The organism is Streptomyces sp. NPDC001401 (genome assembly GCF_042895385.1).
GTDB lineage: Bacteria > Actinomycetota > Actinomycetes > Streptomycetales > Streptomycetaceae > Streptomyces.
The window spans coordinates 106,866-128,779 of record NZ_JBIAWI010000013.1 but is presented as its reverse complement, the minus strand read 5'-3'; the positions used below and the strand labels follow the sequence as shown (position 1 = coordinate 128,779).

Below are 21,914 nucleotides of genomic sequence, written 5' to 3'. Positions count from 1 at the left end.
ACACCCTTACCGGGTCTTCCGTCATGAACAAACAAAATCGATCGTTTCTCTTGACACCGCGACGACCAGGAAGCTCTCATTTCCCACTGAACATCGCAGCCGCTTCCGCACGTTCGCCGCGTTTGTCACGCTTCGCAGCTTCAATTCCCCACTCCAGCAAGCCGTCAGACACCCACGTCATGCGGACGACCGCCATGTCAGGACCTCGAAGGAGAGGCAGAGCATGCCGAATCGAGCACCCCACCACAGACCCTCGCGCGGCCGGTTGCGGGCAGCCGCCGCCGCGTTCCTCACCCTGCTCGGAAGCCTCGCGGCACTGCTGCTGCCCGCCGCGCCCGCCAGTGCCGCCTCCGTCTCCTTCACCCTGGGCGCCACCAGGACCGACCAGAACGGCAACACACTCCAGCTGCACGGCCTGGGCATCATCAAAGTCGGCAACACCTGGTACGGCTTCGGCGAGGACAAGACCGGCGAGACCTCGTCCGACACGTCCTTCCAGGACATCCCCTGCTACACCTCCACCGACCTGTCCAACTGGACCTACCAAGGCGTGGCCCTGGCCAAGCAGGCCAGCGGCGACCTGGGTCCGAGCCGGATCGTGGAGCGACCGAAGGTCATCTACAACGCGTCGACCAGCACGTACGTGATGTACATGCACATCGACAGCACCAACTACGGCGACGCGCGGGTCGGGGTGGCCACCAGCAGCACCCCCTGCGGGCCCTACAGCTACCGGGGCAGCTTCCGCCCGATGGGCAACCTCAGCCGTGACATGAACCTCTTCCAGGACACCGACGGCACCGGCTACCTGCTGAGCGAGGACCGCAACAACGGCCTGCACATCTACAAGCTCTCCGCCGACTACCTCTCCGTGGACAGCAGCGTGGCCCTGCTGGGCAGCAGCGGCTCGGCCAGCTACGAGGCGCCCGCCCTGGTGAAGAGCAACGGCACCTACTACCTGCTCGCCTCCCACCTGACCGGCTGGAGCACCAACGACAACGTCTACACCACCGCCACGTCGCTGAGCGGGACATGGGCGCCGATGCGGAACTTCGCGGCGCCGGGCACCCACACGTACAACAGCCAGACGGCGAACATCATCACCGTGCAGGGCAGTTCCGGCACCACCTACATCTACGCCGGCGACCGGTGGAACACCAGCGACCTCGGCAACTCCCAGCTGATCTGGCTGCCGATGACCATCCGCGGCACCGTGGTCAACGTCGGCCAGTACCCCAGCTGGTCGCTCGACACCTCCGCCGGCACCTGGACTCCCAACTCAGGCGTGCCCACCAACGCCGTGCACACCCTCACCAACGCGGGCAGCTCGATGCTGATGGACGTCTCGGGCGGCTCGACCACCACCGGCGCCAAGGTCATCCAGTGGCAGTCCAACGGCGGCGACAACCAGAAGTGGACGCTGAACCGGGTGGCGGACAACGTCTACACGCTCGTCAGCGTCAAGAGCGGCCTGTGCCTGGACGTCCCGAACAAGTCGACCGCGGAGAACGTCCAGCTACAGCAGTGGACCTGCAACGGCGGCGCCAACCAGCAGTTCGCCGCCGACCTCGTCGGCAGCCTGACCGGCACCAAGTTCATGCTCGTCAACGTCAACAGCGGCCTGAATATCGGGGTGGACTCCTCCTCCACCACCGCGGGCGCCGGCATCGTCCAGCTGACCGGCACCGGTGCCACCAGTCAGCAGTGGACGCTGTCCTGACGGATCGTCACCGAGAGGGCTGCCGCATCCCGCGGCGGCCCTCTCGGATATCGCCACAGGGGACCATTCCGCCGGGAGAGCCACGCCCTTTCGGCGCTTGCTCATGCGGTCGGCCCCTGGCCGCCGGCTCTGCCCTGCCACAGGGCGAGGCCGCTACGGGTGAGGACGGTGTGTGGGTGGTCCGGGCCGAGTACTCGCAGCATGTCGGGCAGGAGTTCGGCGTAGGCGTCCGCGGCGCCGGCCGGATCCCCTGCCTCGCCCCGGAACATGGCGAGGTTGTTGCGGAGGGCGAGGGTATCGGGGTGGTCCGGTCCCAGCACCCGTACCAGCCTGGGCAGGAGTTGGGTGAGTGAGTTCGCGGCACCGGCCGGATCCCCCGCCGCCCCCCGCCACCGGGCGAGGTCACCGAGGGTGACAACGGTGTAGGGGTGTTCGTGGCCCAGCGCACGGAGCATCTCGAAGAGGAGCTCGGCGAAGGCGTCCGCGGCACCGACGGGATCTCCCGCCCGCCCCCGGAACGTGGCAAGGAGGCTGCGGGCGGCCAGCGTCTCGGGATGGTCCGGTCCCAGCACACGAGTCCGCTCCTCCACGAGTCGAGCGAGCGTGTCCGCGTCGTCGGCCGGATCACCGGTCTCCCCCCGCCAGGGAGTTGTCCCGCGATCAGGAACTCGCACCGTCACTTTGAAGTAACGCTGGGTGTCCGCGCTGAGAGTCATGGAGTAGAGACCGCCCAGGAGTTGGACCACCGCCACGGCGATCCACATTGCCTTCTGACCGGAGAGCATGTGCGACGAATGCGCCATCCGATACGCGATGAACGGGTAGAAGGCGCAGCAGGCAAGGCCCGTCAGCACGCGCGAGCGGTAGTCCTCCTTGGGGATCACCGCCTCTCCTGGCAGTTGGCTCTCCACGTCCGCCAGCAGCGGTTCGATCTGGTGTCGCACCGTGGCGCGCCACCGGCTGCTGGGCGTGAGGCCCCGCTGCCTGGTGGGATCGAAGCGCACGAACTGCGCCGTCCACCCGGGGCCGAAGCGGACGACTCCCCGCAGCGGATGCGGCCGACCCTGACGGCGGGGACGTTCCAGCGACGGACAGCCGCTTGCCGGACCCAGTCGGTGCCATGCGCCAAGTAAGCCACAGGAGGGGGAAGTTGCCCATGAGAGTCCAGAGGACACCTGCCGCCGAAGCGGGCCTGACTCATCGGTGTAGGTGAGTCAGGCCCCATGGTTCACGGGGTAGGGGCGTTCACGGGGCAGGAGTCGCCGTGCAGAGACCAGCTCTCCGTCCTGTACTTGGGCGTGGATCGTGTGGGCAAGCGACTTGATGTCGGTCATGGAGACGATCCACTCGTCGGCGTAGAGATGTGCGGCATCACCGGGCCGAGTTGGAGTGACCGGTGAGGAAGCGGCTGAAGGTGCAGGTCGCACTGCCGGCTCGCACGACAGACTCTTCTCTTGGACCAGCCTGCAGCCTGCAGACCCATGTCATTCCGTCCCGCCGCCACACCGCCCGGGAAGCAGCCCTCCGGGCCGCCGCAGCCACTGTCGACGTCGGTCCGCTGACGAATGTGACTTCGAGCGACAGATGGCCAGGGCGCTCGGATCCTCCCTGGTCAGCCCTCCGTGACGGTTCGTAGTTGGGCACTGTGTCGACCGATGGTTGGCCATCGGGGATCCGAACTGCATGGCGGAGTCTGATTCGGGAGACCGACGTGCTTCGGCCCCCGCGCTGCTGTGCGGCGCGGGGGCCGAAGGGGTGCCGTCCTCGCTCCGACTCAGGTCACTGGATTCCGGTGGCTCTGGTCACCATGCGCTGATGACCGGCGCGTCGGGTTCGTGCTGCCGCCAGGCCTCGTTGAGGCGCGCGAGCCGGTCTGCGGCGGCGATGCCGCGCAGGGACGCGACCTTGCCGTCGCTGACTTCGAACGCCACGGCGCCCACGACCCGGTCGTCGACCACGGCGAGGACGGCTGGGGAGCCGTTGACCAGCGCGATGTGGAACGCGGGGGAGCCGCCGGCCAGCCGCCGCTTCGCCGGCGTGGGCTTGAAGCCGGCCCGCACGTAGGAGGCGACCCGCTCGCGCGTCTTGTACCGGAGCAGCCGCCTGGCCAGTCCGGCGCCGTCCGAGACCGCGGTCACGTCGTCGGTGAGCAGCGCCACCAGCCGTTCGGTGCGCCCCGACGTGGCGGCGGCGAGGAACTCCTCGACGATCCGGCGCGCGGACGCGGGGTCCACCGCGTCGCCGCCGCGGCGCTCGGCGGCGACCCGGCGTCGGGCCCGGTGGACATGCTGTTGGCTCGCGGACTCGGTGATGTCGAGGATCCCGGCGATCTCGGCGTGGGGGTACGAAAAGGCCTCGCGCAGGACGTAAGCGGCCCGCTCGACCGGCGACAGGCGCTCCATGAGGGTCAGCACGGCCAAGGACACCGATTCGCGCTGCTCGAAGGTGTCGGCAGGGCCGAGCATCGGGTCGCCCTCGAGGAGTGGCTCGGGCAGCCAGTCTCCGACAGCGCGCTCATGGCGCGCCTGCGCCGAGCGGAGGCGGTCGAGGCAGAGATTGGTGACGATCTTGGTCAGCCAGGCCTCCGGCACCTCGATACGTTCCCGGTCCGCGGCCTGCCACCGCAGGAACGCGTCCTGCACGGCGTCCTCGGCGTCGGCCGCCGAGCCGAGCAGACGGTACGCGAGCGAGGCCAGCCGGCCCCGGCTGGCCTCGAACCGATCGATGGCTGCGCTGTCCATGCGGAGCAGCCTATGCGGCGGCCCTTATACCGGCCCGGTCAGGTGCGGTGGCCAGGCGGCGCTTGCGCTTCGGCATGCCGAAGGTCGGGTGGACGATGCTCCACCCGGCCCCCTTGAGCACGCCCGACTTGAGCCACGCGGCGGTCCGGCCGCCCAGGTACCAGGACTTCGACCGGACGTCCCCGTCCACCATCTGGAAGATCGCGTCACGCCGCCCGAGGCTGATGTGGTTGCCGTGGTACTTCAGCCCGGTGGTCGGGACCTCGCAGCCCGTCAGGCGCGCGATGATCGCGGCGGTCGCCTGCATGTTGGTGTAGCCGGCCGAGGCGCAGGACATCGGCAGCGGCCGGCCGTTCTCGCCGATCGCGTAGGCGCAGTCACCGGCGGCATAGACGTCCGGGTGCGAGACCGAGCGCATGGTGCGGTCGACGACGATCTGGCTGGTCTCGGCGACCTCCAGGCCGCTGGCGGCCGCGATGGGGTGCACGGCGAACCCGGCCGACCACACGGTCACGTCGGCCGGGATGGACGTACCGTCGGCGGCGATCGCCCGTGTCGGCTCGACGGCTTCGATGCCGGTGTGCTCGTGGATGGTGATGCCGAGCCGGTCGAAGGCCTGGCGCAGGTGACGGCGGGCCTTCGGGGAGAGCCAGGCGCCCAGCTCGTCGCGGGCGGCGAGCACGACCGAGAGGTCGGGCCGGGACTCGGCGAACTCGGTGGCGGTCTCGATGCCGGTCAGCCCCTCACCGACGACCAGCACGGTGCCGCCCTCGCGCAGCCCGGCCAGGCGCTCGCGCAGACGCAGCGCCGAGGACCGGCCGGTCACATCGAAGGCGTACTCGGCCACGCCGGGAACGCCATGGTGGGCTACGGAGCTGCCGAGTGCGTAGAGAAGCGTGTCGTACGCGAGCACGCCGTCGCCGTCCTCGCCGGTCACGGCGACGGTCCTGCGCTCGGGGTCGAGGCCGGTGACGCGCGCCAGGCGCAGCCGCACCCCGGTGCCCGCGAATACGTCGGCGAGCCCCCGGAACGCGAGGTCCTGGCCGATCGCGAGCTGGTGGAGCCGCATCCGCTCAACGAAGTCGAGCACGGCGTTGACGACGGTGATCTCGGTGTCGGCGGGCGAGAGCCGGCGGGCCAGGTTTCCGGCCGCGAAGGCCCCGGCATAGCCGGCGCCGAGTACGACGATGCGGTGCTTCATGGCGTTGCTCCTGTCTCGTTCGCGTGCCCCTTGAACGAGACGGCGCCCCGATTACTGACAGGAGCCGGATGTGACACGGGTCACCGAACCAAGACGAGCGGCTGAGCCTCAGGCAGACGCTTGAGCCTGTCTTGGGCAGTCGAAACGAGGCGATGACCACCACGGATCGAGCTCGCCAACTATCGATACGGCGTTACAACGGACCCCGCTGGACAGATCACGTGGAGTACTGAGTGAGGTCTGAGTGGACGAGCTCGCAAGAGCGTGGCATCAGAGGGCAACGCGTAGGCGCTCCGAACGGGGAGGGTTCAGGCTGCCTTCTTATGGGCTAGGGCTGCTGGGTCGGATCAGCGTTCTTCGTGCTGACGGTGGGTGTAGCCGTGCCCCGCCGATGAGACGTAGTGGTCGGGATCGGCATCGTATGCGGCCGCGCAGTGGTCGGAGCAGAAGTAGCGGGTGCCATCGGGGGTCTCCCGGTGTTCTGGTGCGTGGGCGGGGTTGATCTGCATGCCGCAGACCGGATCGGTCGCCGCGTCCGTGGGCGCCTCCGGTTCCGTGCTCGTGGCCGTCTCCACCATCGGTCGCGCGGTCTCCGGCGGCACGGTGTCCGGCAGTCGTATGGGTTGCCACCGGCGGAGTCGGGAGGCGTTCGTGACCACGGACAAGGAGGACAGGGCCATCGCCGCGGCGGCGATGATCGGGCTGAGGCGGATGCCCCACAGCGGGTAGAGGGCGCCGGCGGCGAGGGGAATGCCGACGGCGTTGTAGACAAGTGCGAAGAACAGGTTCTGCTTGATGTTGCGCATGGTTGCGCGCGACAGCCGGATCGCGGTGACGACGCCGGACAGTGAGCCGGAGATCAGGGTGATGTCCGCGGCCTCGATGGCCACGTCCGTGCCGGTGCCGATGGCCAGGCCCACGTCTGCCTGGGCGAGGGCGGGGGCGTCGTTGATGCCGTCGCCGACCATCCCGACGGTGCGGCCCTCGCCCTGGAGGCGGCGGATCTCGTCGGCCTTGTGCTCGGGCAGGACCTCGGCCAACACCCGCCGTACGCCGACCTGTTCAGCGATGGCGGCGGCGGTGCGCGGGTTGTCGCCCGTGAGAATCACCGTCTCGATGCCGAGGTGGTGCAGCACGGTGATGGCCTGGGCGGAGTCGTCCTTGACGGTGTCGGCGACCGCCAGCACACCGGCCGGGCGTCCGTCGACCGCGGCCAGGATCGGTGTCTTGCCCTGGGTGGAAAGCTCATCGGCCCTTGCGACCAGTCCAGCCGTGTCGATGCCGACGTCCGCGAGCAACCGCGCGGTGCCGACCAGCACCACCCTGCCGTCCACGGTGGCCTGTACGCCCTTGCCGGTGACGGAGTCGAAGGCCGACGCGGAAGGAACGGACAGACCACGTGCCCGGACGCCTTCGTTGATGGCGGTGGCGAGGGGGTGTTCGCTGTCGGCCTCGGCGGCGGCCACGAGTGCCAGTAGTTCGTCCTCGGTGAAGTCGTCTGTCGGCCGGATGTCGGTGAGGACCGGTTTGCCTGCGGTGACGGTGCCGGTCTTGTCGAGGACGACGGTGTCCAGCTTGTGCGCGGTCTCCAGGGCCTCGGCGGAGCGGATGAGGATGCCTGCCCGGGCGCCCTTGCCGGTGCCGACCATGACCGACAGCGGTGTGGCCAGACCCAGTGCGCACGGGCAGGCGATGATCAGCACGGCCACGGCGGAGACCAGAGCCAGCGTCAGGGCCGGGGACGGGCCGACCGTGTACCAGAGGGCGAAGGTCGCGATGGCGACCGCGATGACGGCGGGTACGAAGTACGCGGAGATCGCGTCGGCGAGCCGCTGGATCGGCGCCTTGGACGCCTGGGCCTGCTGCACGAGCCGGATGATCTGGGCGAGCATGGTGTCGGCGCCGACCTTGGCCGCCCGCACCCGCAGGGAGCCGGTGGTGTTGACGGTGGCCCCGATGACGGTGTCCCCGGCACGCTTGGTGACGGGCATGGGTTCGCCGGTGACCATCGACTCGTCGACCGCGGAGGATCCGGAGAGGACCTCGGCGTCGACGGGGATCTTCTCGCCGGGCCGGATGACGATCTCGTCGTCCACCACGACCTCGTCGACCGGGATCTCGGTCTCCACCCCGTCCCGTACGACCCGGGCAGTACGGGCCCGCAGCCCCAGCAGGGCTCGGATGGCCTCGCCGGTGCCGGCCTTGGCGCGGGCTTCGAGCAGTCGCCCGAGCAGGATCAGGGTGAGGATGACGCCGACGGCTTCGAAGTACACCTCACGGACGTCCTCGGGCAGCAGCGACGGGGCGAGCGTGACCAGCAGGCTGTAGCCGTAGGCCGCGGACGTGCCCAGCGTGATCAGGGAGTTCATGTCGGCGCCGCGGTGGCGCAGGGTGAGCCAGCCGATGCGGTGGATCGGCCAACCCGTGTAGAACATCACCGGGGTGATCAGCGCCAGCTGCAGCCAGTGGTTGAGCATCCAGCCGGGCACCCAGTCCGCACCGAACAGCTCCTGGGCCATGACGGCGAACAGCACGGGCACCGTGAGCACTGCTCCGACCACGACCCGGCGGCTCAGGTCGGCGATCTCCGCGCGGCGTTCGGCGACTTCCGCGGCTTCGGCGTCGGCGGCGGACGCATGGTCCTGCGGGGCAGGCGCACGGTGTTCCGGCGCGGTGTCCGTGGCGGTGGCCGTCGCGCCGGGTGGCACGCCCCCGGAGCCGTCGTCGGGGTCGACCACGAGGGTGCCGTGGATCATGTTCATCCCGCAGGCGAAGCCGTACGATCCCGTCTGCTCCGGGCGCAGCCGCACGGTCGTGCGCTGATAGGCGGGCAGGCCCGCGCTGACGCGCAGCTCCGGGAAGACGACCCGGTTGGTGCACTCTCCGGACTCCTGCCGGTCGAAGACGAACTCGACGGGCACGCCCTGCCGCGCCCGGATCACATCGGGGCTGTAGCCGCCCCGCACGGTCACCTCCACCCGCTGCACACCGCCCTCCAGACGGGCGCTGCGGGCGCGGCGTGGACCGAAGAAGAACCAGCCCAGTACAGCGACCAGCACCACGGCCAGGGCCACCACGACGATGTCGGCGGTATCCATGACAGACCTCTCTCCGTCCGGTTCCCTCTCAGACTCCCCCAGATACCCCCATGGGGTAAGGGGCCTATCGGCCCGGGCACCTTGGCCCCACCGGCCCATGACGGCCGCACGCCCCGGAGCGATGGTGAGCGTGAGGCATCAGGAAAGCCGCAGGCACCAGGCCCGCGACGGCCCGGCCGCGAGAAGGTGAGTGACCGTGATGTTCTGGTACGACCGCGATGTCAGCGGTTGGGGCTGGTTCGTGATGTCGGCTGGCATGATCCTTTTCTGGGCGTTGATCATCACGTTCGGTGCTCTGCTCTTCCGTGCCCTGGCCCGGCCGGGCGGACTGGACACGCCGGTCGGCGCTCCGCCTCCCCAATCCGCGCCCATACCCGAGCAGCTGCTCGCCGAACGCTTCGCCCGCGGCGAGATCGACGAGGACGAATACCACCGCCGTCTGACCGTTCTAGACGGCAGCGACCGTGCGCCACGGCTCAGCAAGAACTGACCAAGCAACTGACGGGCACACCTGCGAGGAGGCCCGTGATGAACACCAACCAACGCAACTACGGCCTGTACGCCGTCGCGGTGGCCATCGCCGTCGTCGGCGCCCTGGCCTTGGGCGTGCCAGTGGGCACGCTCGCATTCCTGGCGATCGCCCTCGCCTGCCCGCTGATGATGATGTTCATGATGCGAGGCATGCACGGTGACAGCGGCAAGCACGACGCTCACGACACCCCCCGCGGGTCCCGACCGCAGGACGACCCGCTCGCCAAGCACCACCAGCCGCCCTACGGCACCGGCCGGGCCTGACCGGCCGGCCTGCCGCAGACCGGGAGCACGCCATGTCCGCGATGATCGCCTCGCTGCTCGGGGTGGTCATTCTGGCCGGTGTCGTCTACGACACCGCCCGCCTGATCACCCCGCGCGAATCCCGCTGCCCGCCAGTGGCCCGCCTGCGGAGCCGACGCGCCGAGCATTCGCGAAACCTCAGAGCCGCCGCCCGTACCGCCGCGACCGGACTGCTCGCCGCCGGCCTGCTGACGCTGTCCGCGTCGGCTGCCTCCGCGCACGGCGGCGAGGAGAGCGATCGCGCCTTCGACCTCGTACGGCAGGGCATCGCCTTTCTGGTGACCAAGCCGCACGACTCAATGGACATCCAGGACAAGATCAACGACTCGCTGGAGGCCAAGGACACCTCGCACGTCGACGTGGCCTACGTCCGCAAGGCGCAGCAGGCGTTCAAGTCCGGCGACCTCACCGCCACCCGCATCCTGCTGGAGCGGTCCATCGGCGCCCGCCTGGCCACCACCCCCGCCGACCCGGTCCCGATCGACAGCCCGCTCCCCATCACCGGCACCGAGACCGGCACGCTCGTCGTCGCCGATCCGCTGCCCGGCCGCGGCGCGCTGCACGCCGGCGACTGGGGTCTGCTGGCCGGCTCCGTCGCCGCGGGAGCAGCGGGCGTCGCCTTCGCGATCCGGGTCCGCCCGCACGACACCCATGGGGGAGGCACGCCATGACCCGCATGGAACCGGCGCCGACCGAACCGCCCGAACCCCCTGAACCGGCAAGCAGGACACGGCGCTTCATGGACGCCGTCGACGAACGCCTGGGCATCAGGGCCATCCAGTACCCGGTGCCCTCACACGCCAACACCGTTGGCTACAGCCTGGGCGGCCTGACCGCCGTCAGCCTGCTGATCCTGATCGCCACCGGCATCGTGATGGCCCAGTTCTACAACCCGGATCCGGCCTTCGCGAACGAGTCCGTACGTCACCTCGTACGCGCCGTCTACCTCGGCAAGTACCTGCGCGGCCTGCACTACTGGGCCGCCGAGGCCATGTACGTGCTCGCGATCCTGCACCTGCTGCGGATCTACCTGACCGGCTCCTACAAGCGCCCGCGCGAGGGCAACTACCTCATCGGCGTTGGCATGTTCGCCCTGACGATCGGCGCCATGTTCACCGGCACCGTGCTGAAGTGGGACCAGGAAGGTTACGAGGCGCTGAGCCACAACCTGGAGATCGGCAAACTGCTCGGCGGCCTGGGCTTCTGGTTCAATTCGGACTTCTCCGGCCACGTCCCGCTCCTGGTACGGCTGTACGTGGCGCACGTGTCAATGATCCCGATGCTGATCCTGGGCCTGCTGGTGCTGCACGCCTTGCTGGTCAAACGACACAAGATCTCGCCGCGCCCGGACAACCCCGCAGAATCCGGCGAACCTTTCGAACCCTTCACCCACCACCTGCGCCGCATAGGGGCCCTGGGTCTGGTCCTGCTCTCCGTCCTGAGCGTCCTCGCGATCGTCTTCCCGCCCGGCATCGGTTCCACCCCGGTGGAGGGCATCGAGGTCACCAAGCCGCCGTGGATGTACTGGTGGCTGTTCACCCTGGAGAACTGGATCGGCCTGCCCGGCATCCTGTGGGGCGCCGGGGTCCTCTTCGCCCTGCTGATCCTCCTGCCGTTCGTCGACCGCGGCCCCGAACGCCACTGGCGCCGCCGCCCGGTCGCGATGATCCTCGGCGCGGCCGTCGTCGCCTTCCTGATCGTCCTGACGATCCTGGAAGCCGTCACCACTCCGGCCCAGCACCTGATGGGAGGTTGACGCCATGTCCCGCGCCCAAGTGAGCCTGTGGGCTCTGACCGCAGTCGCCGTACTCGCTGTCGGCGGCACCGCCCAGGCCCTCGCGGCTCCGGCCTCGACGGCCGCCGACATCACGGTCGCCGCCGGCCTGCTGCTGCTCGCCGTCAGCGGCATCCTCCTCTTCCGGATCCTGCGCCACCTTCTGCGAACGCAGACCCGGCCGCGGTCGTAGCCGTAGGAGCAGCCATGAACGCCGTACCGACCGTGACCGCGGCAACTCGGCTCCAACTCCAGCCGGTTCTGACAGCCACGGGCATCGAGAAGAGCTTCCGGCGCGGTACTTGGCCGCAGCGCCATCGGATCCCTGTGCTCCGGGGCATCGACCTGTAGTTGGCTGCCGGCGTGCGGGCGGGCCTGCGGGAGGCGGCACGCAACCGCGTCTTGTTGGGCCCTGCTCATCGCCGTCCCCGTCGTCTTCGTCCTCCTCGCCGTGGCCACCACCCCCGACGAGCCCACCACAATGAGCGTGCGCGAGAACGGCCGCACGGTCCTGCGCGAGTTCCGGCTGCCCGACATCCACGGCGGCACCATGGCCCCCATCGCCATCGCCTCCCTGGCCTGCCTGGCCGGGCTGCTCACCGTGCTCGACGCACGCACCGGCGACCGGCGCCTGGTCCTCGCGGGCTTCCGCCCACTGCCTCTGCTCATGCCCCGCCTGACCGTCATCGCTCTCGGCGCGCTGCTGGCCACCGCCGCCGGACTGGCGGTGACGGCCACCGTGTTCGACGCCCGTCAGTGGAGCTGGTACATCGCGGCGAACACCCTGATCGCTCTCACCTACGCCCTCATCGGCGTCCTGCTCGGCCCGCTCTTCGGCCGGGTCGGCGGCGTCCTGATCGCCTTCCTGCTGCCCTTCATCGACCTCGGCATCGAACAGAGCCCGATGCTCCACACCACCCCGCCCACCTGGGCCCACGCCCTGCCCGGCCACGGCGCCAGCCGCGTCCTGACCGACGCGGCCCTCACCCCCGGTTTCGACGAGACCCCCGCTCTCCTGATCGCGCTCGGCTGGATCGCCGGGCTCGTCCTGGCCGTGGCCCTGCTCTTCCACACCACCGTCCGCCTGCCCCTTCGCCCCGTCTGTCGTCAAGTACCGCGCGAGACCAGGCCGCTTGACGACGACGAAGACGCGAGGGCAACACGCAGTTCAGCCCGTGCTTGCTCGACCCGGCCGTGAGCCTGCTCGTCGTCGGCCTCGCGGTGTGGGAGGGCCAGGAAGCCTGGCGCAGCGAGAAAGCGTCTGCCGCCCCTCGGGGTATGCAACCCGATCCACGCTCCTTCCCCGAGCCGAATCTCTGGACCGGTCGCCGGAGGGTGCGGGCCGAACGGCCCCCGGCTCCGGCCACGTGCCCGCGGGAGGCTGGAAAACAGATGAGTCGGCGGCGCCGGTCCAGCGGGCGTCGGCGGGGACGAACCGCAGAGGTGAAGACCGTGATCCGTACGCATGCACGTGCCGCCACTGTGGCGGCCCTGGCCCTGGCCCTGGCGGGCACGGTGGCCCTCGGCGGGTGCGGCGGGAACGGCGGCGCCTCCACCGGTGCGACCGTCGGCCGTACCCCCACCGCCTCGGCCAGCCCCACCGCCCCGGTCAGCGGCACATCGACCACTCCCGGACGCACTCCCACCCCGGCCGGCCCGACCAGCGGGTGGGGCCCGGACATGTGGAGCAGCGGCTCGGGCTCCAGCATGATGGGCGGCGACGAGGGCTCGTGGGGGCCCGGCATGATGGGCCCCCACATGATGGGCAACTGGTGGCTCGCGGGCACCGGCAGCCAGGCGCAGACCCTCAGCCAGGCCCGGCAGCGGGCGACGGCGTTCGCCGACCGCCTCGGCCTGCAGGTCGGCGAAGTCATGCAGTTCTCCCGGAACTTCTACGCCGAGCTGCAGACCGCCGACGGCCACCCGGCCACCGAGGTCCTGATCAACCCCGCCGACGGCGCCGTACAGATCGAGTACGGGCCGGCGATGATGTGGAACACCGACTACGGCATGCACTACGGCAGCCAGAGCCAGACCCGGGTCTCGGCCGCGCAGGCCCAGAGCATTGCCCAGCGGTGGCTTCGTGCCCACAGCAACACACTGACTGCGGGCGACCCGGAACCCTACCCCGGCTACTACACACTGCACACCATGCAGGACGGGAAGATCAGCGGCATGCTGTCCGTCAATGCCTCCACCGGCCAGGTCTGGTATCACACCTGGCACGGCACCTACATCGCCACCAGCCAGCGGTAACCCACAGCGGTGGCTGGCCCACCCCGTGAGCCCCGGAGAGCCTCGGCTGAGCTGCGACGGGTGTCATCGCAGAGTTGACCCGAGTGCGCGCAGTGATTTCCGCTGCCGTCCTTCGCCTGATGGCCCGGTGTCCGCCTTGCATCGACGTCATGTAGCCGTGCAGGGAAGTCACGTGCAGGTTCCACTGGGTACGCGAGACGCCGGGTCTCTTCTCCGGTCGTGCGGTCTCCGACGATGCACTCCATCTCCACATCTTGTTGTGGCGGACCGCCATGTCGCGGGCCCGAAGCGCACGCCGGCGCAATCCGTCGTCACGAGGTCAGTCCGCCAGGGCAGGCGGCGCCGGGCTCAGGGGTCTGCGGGCCTTGGACAAGATCCAGCGCAGAGGATCAGACGGATACCCTTACGAGGTATGGAGCAGCCGGAGCACACCGTGGCGGAGCAGACGCCGCCGGGTTATAGCGATGACAAGGATGCCGTCCTCAAACGGCTCCGTCGCGTCGAAGGCCAGGTCCGGGGCCTGCAGCGCCTGGTGCAGCAAGACCAGTACTGCATCGATGTCCTCACTCAGGTCGCGGCCACCACCAAGGCCCTCCAGGCGGTGGCCGTGCAACTGCTGGAAGACCACCTGAAGCACTGCGTCCAGGAAGCCGCCATCGCTGGAGGGGACGAAGCGCAGGACAAAGTGGCTGAGGCTTCCCAAGCCATCGCCCGCTTCCTGCGCACTTGACCCTCAACTGTGGTGTCAGGCCGGGCCGGATCCTCCGAAGGCCTCCAACACGGAGGCGCCCGGCCATTCCGGCCGGGCACCTCGGTCAACGGTGCTGCTCGCGCACCTACTTGAAGGACCGCAGCCGCAGGCTGTTGGTCACCACGAAGACCGACGAGAAGGCCATCGCGGCGCCCGCGATCATCGGGTTGAGCATTCCAAAGGCGGCCAGCGGCAGGGCCGCGACGTTGTAGCCGAAGGCCCAGAAGAGGTTGCCCTTGATCGTGGCGAGGGTCCTGCGGGAGAGGCGGATCGCGTCCGCGGCCACGCGCAGATCGCCGCGTACGAGAGTGAGATCGCCCGCCTCGATGGCAGCGTCCGTGCCGGTACCCATGGCCAGGCCGAGGTCAGCGGTGGCGAGGGCGGCCGCGTCGTTGACGCCGTCACCGACCATCGCGACGGTACGGCCCTCGCCCTGCAGCCGCTTGACGACGTCCACCTTGTCCTGCGGCAAGACCTCGGCGATCACCTCGTCGATGCCGACGGCCCTGGCCACGGACTCGGCGACCAGCTGGTTGTCGCCGGTCAGCAGGACCGGCTTCAGGCCCAGCCTGCGCAGCTCGGCCACCGCTTCGGCGCTGGTCTCCTTGACCGCGTCGGCGACGGTGAGGACACCGCGCGCTTCGCCGTCCCAGGCGACGGCGACTGCCGTACGTCCCTCAGCCTCCGCGGCCGCCTTGGCCTCGGCAAGCCCCTGAGGCAAGTCGATGACCCACTCCGCCAGGAGCCTCTCCCGCCCGACGAGAACCGCGTGACCGTCGACAACACCCTGGACGCCAAGACCGGCGACGTTCTCGAAGTTCTCCGGCACCGGCAGGCTGCCGGCCCGCTCGACCGCACCGGCCGCGATGGCCTGCGCGATCGGATGCTCCGAGGCGTGCTCCAACGCGCCCGCCAACCGCAGCAGTTCGTTCTCGTCCACACCGGGGGCGGTGAACACGTCCTGGAGTTGCATCCGGCCTGTGGTGACCGTGCCGGTCTTGTCGAGGACCACGGTGTCGACGCGGCGCGTGGACTCCAGGACCTCGGGGCCCTTGATGAGGATGCCCAGCTGAGCGCCCCGGCCCGTGCCGACCATCAGCGCGGTCGGGGTGGCGAGCCCCAAGGCGCACGGGCAGGCAATGATCAGCACCGCGACGGCCGCGGTGAACGCGGCGACGGTGTCGCCGGTGATCCCGAGCCACGCTCCGAACGTACCGACTGCGATCAGCAGCACCACCGGAACGAAGATCCCTGAGATCCGGTCGGCGAGCCGCTGCACCTCGGCCTTGCCGTTCTGCGCGTCCTCCACAAGCCGTGCCATCCGCGCGAGCTGCGTGTCGGCGCCGACGCGGGTGGCCTCGACGACGACCCGACCGCCCGCGTTGACCGTGGCCCCGGTGACCATGTCCCCCACCGTCACGTCCGCCGGCACCGACTCGCCGGTCAGCATGGACGCGTCCACCGCGGACGTGCCCTCGACGACGGTGCCGTCGGTCGCGATCTTCTCCCCGGGCCGTACGACAAAGTGGTCCCCGGCGGCCAACTGTGCGACCGGGATGCGCACTTCGTTGCCGCCCCGCAGCACGGAGACGTCCTTCGCGCCCAGCTCCAGCAGTGCCCGCAGTGCCGCACCCGCCTTGCGCTTGGACTTCGCCTCCAGGTAGCGCCCGGCGAGGATGAACGTCGTCACGCCGGCCGCGGCCTCCAGATATATGGAGGAGGAGCCGCCGCCACGGGAGATGGTGAGCTCGAAGCCGTGCCGCATGCCCGGCATCCCGGCGTCGCCCCAGAACAGCGCCCACACCGACCAGCCGAGCGCGGCGAGTGTGCCGATGGACACCAGGGTGTCCATGGTCGCGGCACCGTGCCGGGCGTTCGTCCAGGCGGCCTTGTGGAAGGGGAAGGCGCCCCAGACCACGACCGGTGCGGCCAGCGTCAGCGACAGCCACTGCCAGTTGTCGAACTGCAGGGACGGCACCATCGCCATCAGGACGACGGGCACCGTGAGCACGAGCGACACATACAGACGCTGCCGCAACGACAGCAGCTCGCCGTCCGCCGCCGGGGCGGTCTGCGTCTCTCCCTCGATCGCGGTGGCGGCGACGGGCGGGGGCGGCTCTTCGGCGGTGTAGCCCGTCTTCTCGACAGTGGCGATGAGGTCGGCCACCTCGACGCCTCCCGCGTACGCGACCTTCGCCTTCTCGGTGGCGAAGTTGACGGTCGCGGTGACGCCGTCCAGGCGGTTGAGCTTCTTCTCGATGCGGGCGGCGCAGGAGGCGCAGGTCATCCCGCCGATGGAGAGCTCGACCTCATGGGCGGGCGCGGGTGGTGCCTCGGGGACTGCTTTCTCGGGAGCCGTGCTGGTCATGGGCGTATCTCCTGGGTAGGCCGGGACGTACGGCGTCCGTATGAGCGGAGCGGCATGCCCCGGCGCGGGGAGGGTTCTCGCGTTGCCGGGGCCCGCCCCGGCGGAGCCTTCAGGCCTGGCCGACGAGTTCGTAGCCGGCCTCGTCGACGGCGGCGCGGACGGCCTCTTCGTCGAGCGGGGCGGCGGAGATGACGGTCACCTCGCCGGTCTTGGCGACGGCCGTGACCGCGGTGACGCCGTCGAGCGCGGAGATCTCCTGGGAGACCGCGCCCTCGCAGTGGCCGCAGGTCATCCCGGACACCTTGTAGACGGTGGTGACGCCGGCGCCCTGGACGTCGACCGTGGCGCCGGAGCCGCAGGAACCTGTGCCGCAGCAGGAGCCGGAGTTCGTCTCAGTAGTCATGGTTTTCCCTCAGGGTGTGGATGCGTGGGTCGCTCTCCGGGAAGGGCGTCGTTCCCCGACCCCTCCCAGCAACGAGAACACTATACCCCCTGGGGGTATTCCATCCGCCTGTGGCGCCGTTCACACGGCTCCTCCGCGACCGGGCGGCACGCGCGCGGGCGTGAAGGCAATACGGGATCAAGCCCCGTCGCCGAGCCGGTCAACGACTCCCGGCGATCACGCGGCCATCATCAACAGCATCGCGGACATGGTCCCGCCCATGCCGATGTGCGCCGCCAGCGCCGCGTCCGGCGCGGCCCCGAGTTTGCGGCGCCGACCGCGCTCGGACCGCTCCGCAGACCTTGCCCTGCCCCACACCGCGAGCGTCAATGACGCCAGGAAGACGAGCACCGTGTCCGGCATGGCCAGCAGCCACCGAACCCAGCCGAACCGCGAGTCGGCACCCCGCCGGCTCGGACCAGCACCCCTGGCCCTCGCCCACACCGACGCGCCGATCGACAGCAGGAAGTACACGGCGAGCCCAGCGATCACGAACCGCCACACGGAACCGGACCCCGCGGAGGAACCTGCGTCGGCGGCGGCACGCGTCATCCCCGACATGTCCATCCCTTGCATCGAATCCATCCCCTCCATGGACTCCATGCCGGCCATCCCGTGCGCGCTGGTCGTGCCCGCCATGTCCTCCATACCGGGCATGTGCGCCATGGAGGAGCCGCCCAGGGCCAGCACCGGCCCAGACGACGTATTCGTCATAGCGAGCGTCATGATCACCATCCCGGCGCTGCCCACAATGAGGTGCACCCAGTGACGGCCCTCTCTCCACCCGCACGCACGCGTGTGTTTGACCGCCATCACCACGCCCCCGAGCCCGAGGACGCCGAACGCCACCGCCCACCACATGCCGTAACCCGCATACCAGCCCACTGTCGCCGGCAGCGCCATGGCGGCCATACACAGCCCCATCAGCAGGTCGCCGCCCGCCGCGAACCGGATCTCGCCACTGGTGGTCATCACCCGCACCGCGCTGACGGCGGCCACCAGAACGGCGACCGCCGCCACGGTCCAACTGAGCGCCAGAGTTGCCATGTTCACCATCCTGAAGGACGTCAACTGCTAACGCCCTTAGTACGCCCCAGGGCCGGGCGGTGTTCAGGAGACGGTGTTGAACCGGCGCGTCAGTCGAGGGCACTGCCCTTCTTCCAGGCCTCCCAGCCGACGTTCCAGTCGCCGTAACCGTTGTTGACCGCCACGGTGTCGACGGAGTGGACCACGGTGACCGGGTCGCCGAGGTGGACCTGTTCGTAGAACCACTTGGCGTCCGCCGTGCTCATGCCGATGCAGCCATGGCTGCCGTTGACCACGCCGAACTTGCCCGCGTTCCACGGCGCCGCGTGAACGTAAGTGCCGGACGGGGTGAGCTGGACGTCCCACTTCACGGAACCGAGGTTGTACGCCTCAGAGCCGAAGATGCCGACCGTCCGGGAGTTCATGCGGATTGTCGGCACCTTGCTCAGCACGACCATCGTGCCGTTCCAGGTCTCGAAGCCCTTCTTGCCGCTGGAAACCTTCAGGGTCCGCAGCAACCGGCCGTTCTTCGCCACCGTCATGGTCTTCTTGTTGACGTCGACGGTGTTGGTCACGGCGTCGCCGATGGTGAAGTTCACGACACGCTGCTGCGTGCCATACACGCCGCCTCCCGCGTTCACGCCCGCGAGATCCATGCGGAGGGTGACGTCGGTGCCCGGCTTCCAGTACTTCTCGGGGCGGTAGTCGATGCGGTCCTTGCCGTTGCGGTCCTTCATCCAGCTCCAGGCACCCTCGACCGCGGGGGAGGCGGTGACGTGGAGCTTCCGCTCGATGGCCGCTTTGTCATGGATCGGCTTGTTGAAGGTGATCGAGACCGGCATCGCAACGCCGACCGTCGTGCCCTTGTCGGGGAAGTACTCGCCGACGACCGGGTTCTTCGGCGCCTCGGTGGTGAAGGACGCGGTCTTGTTGAGGTTCGATCCGCCGGACGCCTTGCCGTTCACCTTCACCGTGTAGGTGGCACCCGGGGCGAGCGGTGTCGTGGAGGTCCACACAGACTTGCCTTTCGACCAGGTGCCGGAAAGTGCGCCCGGACCGGGGGAGGTGACTTCGACGGACGACAAGGACCCACCCTGGGCGCGCACCGTCACCTTCCGGCTGACCGGCACCTTGGCATTCGCGCTGCCGGGCTCCACGACTATCGAGGGCGGTTCGCTGTTCTTGTCACCCCTCGCCTTGCCCGAACCACCGTCCGCCTTGCCTCCCCCGCTGCATCCGGCAAGGACAACGATGGCGGCCGAGGCGAGTGCGACCGGCTGCGCAATCCGGCGGACGAGCCGCGGTGTCGGCCGTTGTCGCATGAGGCTCCCCCTCGATCGACCTAAGACCTAAGTGATTTAGTAGACGATCAGGAAGGCTTCCCGGTTCCCCCTCGCGCCTGCCGCCACACTCGATGCTCGGCGCCCCGGGAGGTCGACGGCCTGCCTCCGAATGGGGCAGCGCCAGACGCCCGAGGTACCCCCTGGGGGTAAGATGCAGATCCGGCAATCCCAATCCATCAGGTGGAGCGCATGACGATTCGGTCGGCTCGCGGCGGCGGCATAGCCGCCCGCTGGGCGTATGGGGTGTTCCTCACCCTGTGCGTCGCGCTGGCCGTGCTCGTCCACCACGAGACGCCCGCGATGGACGTCTCCTCCATGCCGGACACGGCTCACGCCGTTCACACCATGCCGGCCGGGACGGCACCGTCCGTCTCGGGCGCATCCGCGCACAGCGCCGATGACGGCACGTGCGCCATGCCGACCATGCAGCACTGCACCGCGGCGAGTGTCGCCTCCGTGCAGCTCGCCGCACCCGCCCAGGCCGCGTTCGATCCACTGATGAAACTGCGGCAGGCCACAGCCGGGCGCGCTCTCGGCGCCGCACCTGTCGGCCGCGCCCCACCCGACCTCTCCGTCCTCTCTCAACTGCGCATATAGGCCGCGCCGGACGGCGCGCGATGTGCCGTCCCCCGCGACCACATCGGCAGTTTCGAGTCAGAGGACACAACCCCATGAACAGCATCAACCGTCGCTCCGTCCTGCTCGCCGGGCTGGGTGCCGCGGGCGTCGGCGCGCTCGCCGCCTGCACCAGCGGCTCCGGTTCCGGCAGCGACAAGGGTCTCGTCAACCCGTCCGGCTCGGCGGTCGCCGCCGCCGACAAGAAGCGGACCAGCACCGGACGACAGCAGAAGCTCACCCTGACCGCGGCCCCCGCGATGATCGACCTGGGCGGCGGCGTCATGCCCAAGACCTGGGCCTTCGACGGGCGCACCCCGGGCAAGGAGGTCCGGCTGTCCGTCGGCGACACCCTGGTCGCCGAGCTGTCCAACCAGCTCCCGAACAAGACGACCACGTCGATCCACTGGCACGGCATCGCGCTGCGCAACGACATGGACGGCGTGCCGCCCGCCACCCAGACCGCCGTCCGGGCCGGCTCGACGTTCACGTACCGCTTCATCGCCGACGCCCCGGGCACGTACTTCTTCCACCCGCACATTGGTGTCCAGCTCGACCGCGGCCTGTACGCCCCGCTGATCGTCGAGGACCCCAAGGAGACCTTGGGCTACGACGACGAATGGGTCGTCCTCCTCGACGACTGGGTCGACGGCGTCACCGGCACGCCTGACGAGGTCTTTGCCGAGCTCAAGCAGGGCATGGGCGGGATGGACATGGGATCGAGCAGCCCCAGCAGCTCGAACTCCAGCGGTATGGACGGCCACGACATGGGGGACATGGGCGGGATGGACATGGGCGGTTCCGCATCCCCCTCCTCCACCTCCTCCTCCAGCGGCATGTCGATGAAGTACATGCTCATGGGCGCCGAGAGCGACCTGCTCGGCGGCGACGCCGGTGATGTGAAGTACCCGCACCACCTGATCAACGGCCGGGTGGCGACCGACCCGGACGTCTACTCCGGCAAACCCGGCAAGAAGGTACGGCTGCGGATCATCAACGCTGGTTCGGACACCGCCTACCGCGTCGCCCTGGGCGGCCACAGGCTGACCATCACTCATACCGACGGCTTCCCGGTCCAGCACCAGGAGGTGGACGCCCTGCTGGTCGGCATGGGCGAGCGTTACGACGTCCTGGTCACCCTCGGCGACGGCGTCTTCCCGCTCGTCGCGCTAGCCGAGGGCAAGAACGCGAACGGTCTGGCTCTGGTGCGTACGGGCGCGGGGACCAAGCCGTCCGCGACCGTACGCCCGAAGGAACTCAACGGCATGATCATGACGACGTCCCAGCTGCGGGCCGCCGACGACGTACGCCTGGAGTCAGCCAAGACCGACGTCACACACCGGATCAAGCTGACCGGCGGCATGACGAAGTACAACTGGGCCATCAACGGCACGCCGTTCGACATGAACGCCCCCGAGGCGAACCCGATCCTCATCGAGGAAGGCCAGCGCGTACGGCTGGACTTCGTCAACGACACCGACATGTGGCACCCGATGCACCTGCACGGCCACACGTACCAGCTCGGCGCTTCGGGACCCCGCAAGGACACCGCGATCGTGCTGCCCAAGAAGAAGCTGTCCGTCTTCGTCGACGCCGACAACCCCGGCCAGTGGATGCTGCACTGCCACAACGCCTACCACGGCGAGGCCGGGATGATGGCAAACGTGGCCTACCAGGCCTGACCTTCACTCGCGCCATCCGGGCGGGTTCGTCGGCCGCCGACGAACCCGCCCGGACGCCGTGTG

Annotated in this window: 21 protein-coding genes; 12 read left to right on the top strand and 9 right to left on the bottom strand. The window is 69.4% G+C overall.

Annotated elements, in window-relative coordinates; genetic code table 11:
• Positions 1-223 precede the first annotated feature (223 nt).
• Positions 224-1,720, top strand: coding sequence for an RICIN domain-containing protein (locus tag ACFY10_RS35695; protein ID WP_390669388.1), 1,497 nt, complete (start codon positions 224-226; stop codon positions 1,718-1,720).
• A gap of 101 nt (positions 1,721-1,821) precedes the next feature.
• On the opposite strand, the gene ACFY10_RS35690 is transcribed toward ACFY10_RS35695, so the two are convergent.
• The 5 genes from ACFY10_RS35690 to ACFY10_RS35670 form a co-directional block, all read right to left on the bottom strand.
• Positions 1,822-2,664 carry a tetratricopeptide repeat protein gene (locus ACFY10_RS35690; protein ID WP_390669387.1) on the bottom strand — a complete coding sequence of 281 codons (843 nt, stop codon included), beginning with the start codon at positions 2,662-2,664 and terminating at the stop codon, positions 1,822-1,824.
• Between the two features lie 270 nt (positions 2,665-2,934).
• Entirely contained in the window at positions 2,935-3,054 is a 120-nt protein-coding gene (locus ACFY10_RS35685; protein WP_390669386.1) for a hypothetical protein, read from the bottom strand.
• A 468-nt stretch (positions 3,055-3,522) separates the two neighbouring features.
• On the bottom strand, positions 3,523-4,461 hold the full coding sequence (locus tag ACFY10_RS35680; protein ID WP_390669385.1) for a sigma-70 family RNA polymerase sigma factor: 939 nt from the start codon (positions 4,459-4,461) through the stop codon (positions 3,523-3,525).
• A gap of 10 nt (positions 4,462-4,471) precedes the next feature.
• Positions 4,472-5,662 carry an NAD(P)/FAD-dependent oxidoreductase gene (locus ACFY10_RS35675; RefSeq protein ID WP_390669384.1) on the bottom strand — a complete coding sequence of 397 codons (1,191 nt, stop codon included), beginning with the start codon at positions 5,660-5,662 and terminating at the stop codon, positions 4,472-4,474.
• A 347-nt stretch (positions 5,663-6,009) separates the two neighbouring features.
• A complete protein-coding gene (locus tag ACFY10_RS35670; RefSeq protein ID WP_390669383.1) occupies positions 6,010-8,760 on the bottom strand; it encodes a heavy metal translocating P-type ATPase in 2,751 nt (916 codons plus the stop codon).
• A 199-nt stretch (positions 8,761-8,959) separates the two neighbouring features.
• Between ACFY10_RS35670 and ACFY10_RS35665 the strand changes: the two genes are divergently transcribed.
• From ACFY10_RS35665 to ACFY10_RS35625, 9 genes are all read left to right on the top strand, one after another.
• On the top strand, positions 8,960-9,250 hold the full coding sequence (locus ACFY10_RS35665) for an SHOCT domain-containing protein (protein ID WP_390669382.1): 291 nt from the start codon (positions 8,960-8,962) through the stop codon (positions 9,248-9,250).
• A 38-nt stretch (positions 9,251-9,288) separates the two neighbouring features.
• Positions 9,289-9,555, top strand: coding sequence for a DUF2933 domain-containing protein (locus tag ACFY10_RS35660; protein ID WP_390669381.1), 267 nt, complete (start codon positions 9,289-9,291; stop codon positions 9,553-9,555).
• Between the two features lie 32 nt (positions 9,556-9,587).
• Positions 9,588-10,265, top strand: a complete 678-nt coding sequence (locus tag ACFY10_RS35655) for a hypothetical protein (RefSeq protein ID WP_390669380.1) — start codon at positions 9,588-9,590, stop codon at positions 10,263-10,265.
• Complete coding sequence (locus ACFY10_RS35650; protein ID WP_390669379.1) at positions 10,262-11,350, top strand: cytochrome b N-terminal domain-containing protein; 1,089 nt, start codon at positions 10,262-10,264, stop codon at positions 11,348-11,350. Before ACFY10_RS35655 ends, ACFY10_RS35650 begins: the two co-directional genes overlap by 4 nt.
• Before the next feature lie 4 nt (positions 11,351-11,354).
• The gene (locus ACFY10_RS35645) at positions 11,355-11,561 is read left to right on the top strand and encodes a hypothetical protein (protein ID WP_390669378.1); all 207 of its coding nucleotides are present in this window, start codon (positions 11,355-11,357) and stop codon (positions 11,559-11,561) included.
• Between the two features lie 14 nt (positions 11,562-11,575).
• Positions 11,576-11,719: a hypothetical protein gene (locus ACFY10_RS35640; RefSeq protein WP_390669377.1), complete on the top strand. Its 144-nt coding sequence runs from the start codon at positions 11,576-11,578 to the stop codon at positions 11,717-11,719.
• 100 nt (positions 11,720-11,819) lie between these two features.
• Positions 11,820-12,566, top strand: coding sequence for a hypothetical protein (locus ACFY10_RS35635; RefSeq protein WP_390669376.1), 747 nt, complete (start codon positions 11,820-11,822; stop codon positions 12,564-12,566).
• A 254-nt stretch (positions 12,567-12,820) separates the two neighbouring features.
• Positions 12,821-13,624, top strand: a complete 804-nt coding sequence (locus ACFY10_RS35630; protein WP_390669375.1) for a hypothetical protein — start codon at positions 12,821-12,823, stop codon at positions 13,622-13,624.
• 412 nt (positions 13,625-14,036) lie between these two features.
• Positions 14,037-14,354 (top strand): metal-sensitive transcriptional regulator, encoded by a 318-nt coding sequence (locus tag ACFY10_RS35625; RefSeq protein ID WP_390669374.1) that lies wholly within the window; start codon positions 14,037-14,039, stop codon positions 14,352-14,354.
• Positions 14,355-14,460: 106 nt separating this feature from the next.
• On the opposite strand, the gene ACFY10_RS35620 is transcribed toward ACFY10_RS35625, so the two are convergent.
• The 4 genes from ACFY10_RS35620 to ACFY10_RS35605 all read right to left on the bottom strand — a co-directional run bounded on the left by ACFY10_RS35620 (position 14,461) and on the right by ACFY10_RS35605 (position 19,533).
• On the bottom strand, positions 14,461-16,743 hold the full coding sequence (locus tag ACFY10_RS35620) for a heavy metal translocating P-type ATPase (RefSeq protein ID WP_390669373.1): 2,283 nt from the start codon (positions 16,741-16,743) through the stop codon (positions 14,461-14,463).
• 109 nt (positions 16,744-16,852) lie between these two features.
• Positions 16,853-17,146: a heavy-metal-associated domain-containing protein gene (locus ACFY10_RS35615; RefSeq protein WP_390669372.1), complete on the bottom strand. Its 294-nt coding sequence runs from the start codon at positions 17,144-17,146 to the stop codon at positions 16,853-16,855.
• Between the two features lie 216 nt (positions 17,147-17,362).
• A complete protein-coding gene (locus ACFY10_RS35610; protein ID WP_390669371.1) occupies positions 17,363-18,232 on the bottom strand; it encodes a DUF5134 domain-containing protein in 870 nt (289 codons plus the stop codon).
• 89 nt (positions 18,233-18,321) lie between these two features.
• The gene (locus ACFY10_RS35605; protein WP_390669370.1) at positions 18,322-19,533 is read right to left on the bottom strand and encodes an Ig-like domain-containing protein; all 1,212 of its coding nucleotides are present in this window, start codon (positions 19,531-19,533) and stop codon (positions 18,322-18,324) included.
• Positions 19,534-19,743: 210 nt separating this feature from the next.
• On the opposite strand from ACFY10_RS35605, the gene ACFY10_RS35600 reads away from it, so the two are divergent.
• Together ACFY10_RS35600 and ACFY10_RS35595 are read left to right on the top strand one after the other, a co-directional pair.
• Positions 19,744-20,151 (top strand): DUF6153 family protein, encoded by a 408-nt coding sequence (locus ACFY10_RS35600; RefSeq protein ID WP_390669369.1) that lies wholly within the window; start codon positions 19,744-19,746, stop codon positions 20,149-20,151.
• 74 nt (positions 20,152-20,225) lie between these two features.
• Positions 20,226-21,851 carry a multicopper oxidase family protein gene (locus ACFY10_RS35595; protein WP_390669368.1) on the top strand — a complete coding sequence of 542 codons (1,626 nt, stop codon included), beginning with the start codon at positions 20,226-20,228 and terminating at the stop codon, positions 21,849-21,851.
• Positions 21,852-21,914 lie beyond the last annotated feature (63 nt).

What these genes read in the sequence shown, in the direction of transcription:
- ACFY10_RS35695 (WP_390669388.1), top strand. Translation starts at nt 224, where the DNA reads ATGCCGAATCGAGCACCCCACCACAGACCCTCGCGCGGCCGGTTGCGG.
- ACFY10_RS35685 (WP_390669386.1), bottom strand. Translation starts at nt 3,054, where the DNA reads ATGACCGACATCAAGTCGCTTGCCCACACGATCCACGCCCAAGTACAG.
- ACFY10_RS35680 (WP_390669385.1), bottom strand. Translation starts at nt 4,461, where the DNA reads ATGGACAGCGCAGCCATCGATCGGTTCGAGGCCAGCCGGGGCCGGCTG.
- ACFY10_RS35675 (WP_390669384.1), bottom strand. Translation starts at nt 5,662, where the DNA reads ATGAAGCACCGCATCGTCGTACTCGGCGCCGGCTATGCCGGGGCCTTC.
- ACFY10_RS35670 (WP_390669383.1), bottom strand. Translation starts at nt 8,760, where the DNA reads ATGGATACCGCCGACATCGTCGTGGTGGCCCTGGCCGTGGTGCTGGTC.
- ACFY10_RS35665 (WP_390669382.1), top strand. Translation starts at nt 8,960, where the DNA reads ATGTTCTGGTACGACCGCGATGTCAGCGGTTGGGGCTGGTTCGTGATG.
- ACFY10_RS35660 (WP_390669381.1), top strand. Translation starts at nt 9,289, where the DNA reads ATGAACACCAACCAACGCAACTACGGCCTGTACGCCGTCGCGGTGGCC.
- ACFY10_RS35655 (WP_390669380.1), top strand. Translation starts at nt 9,588, where the DNA reads ATGTCCGCGATGATCGCCTCGCTGCTCGGGGTGGTCATTCTGGCCGGT.
- ACFY10_RS35650 (WP_390669379.1), top strand. Translation starts at nt 10,262, where the DNA reads ATGACCCGCATGGAACCGGCGCCGACCGAACCGCCCGAACCCCCTGAA.
- ACFY10_RS35645 (WP_390669378.1), top strand. Translation starts at nt 11,355, where the DNA reads ATGTCCCGCGCCCAAGTGAGCCTGTGGGCTCTGACCGCAGTCGCCGTA.
- ACFY10_RS35640 (WP_390669377.1), top strand. Translation starts at nt 11,576, where the DNA reads ATGAACGCCGTACCGACCGTGACCGCGGCAACTCGGCTCCAACTCCAG.
- ACFY10_RS35625 (WP_390669374.1), top strand. Translation starts at nt 14,037, where the DNA reads ATGGAGCAGCCGGAGCACACCGTGGCGGAGCAGACGCCGCCGGGTTAT.
- ACFY10_RS35620 (WP_390669373.1), bottom strand. Translation starts at nt 16,743, where the DNA reads ATGACCAGCACGGCTCCCGAGAAAGCAGTCCCCGAGGCACCACCCGCG.
- ACFY10_RS35615 (WP_390669372.1), bottom strand. Translation starts at nt 17,146, where the DNA reads ATGACTACTGAGACGAACTCCGGCTCCTGCTGCGGCACAGGTTCCTGC.
- ACFY10_RS35610 (WP_390669371.1), bottom strand. Translation starts at nt 18,232, where the DNA reads ATGGCAACTCTGGCGCTCAGTTGGACCGTGGCGGCGGTCGCCGTTCTG.
- ACFY10_RS35605 (WP_390669370.1), bottom strand. Translation starts at nt 19,533, where the DNA reads ATGCGACAACGGCCGACACCGCGGCTCGTCCGCCGGATTGCGCAGCCG.
- ACFY10_RS35600 (WP_390669369.1), top strand. Translation starts at nt 19,744, where the DNA reads ATGACGATTCGGTCGGCTCGCGGCGGCGGCATAGCCGCCCGCTGGGCG.
- ACFY10_RS35595 (WP_390669368.1), top strand. Translation starts at nt 20,226, where the DNA reads ATGAACAGCATCAACCGTCGCTCCGTCCTGCTCGCCGGGCTGGGTGCC.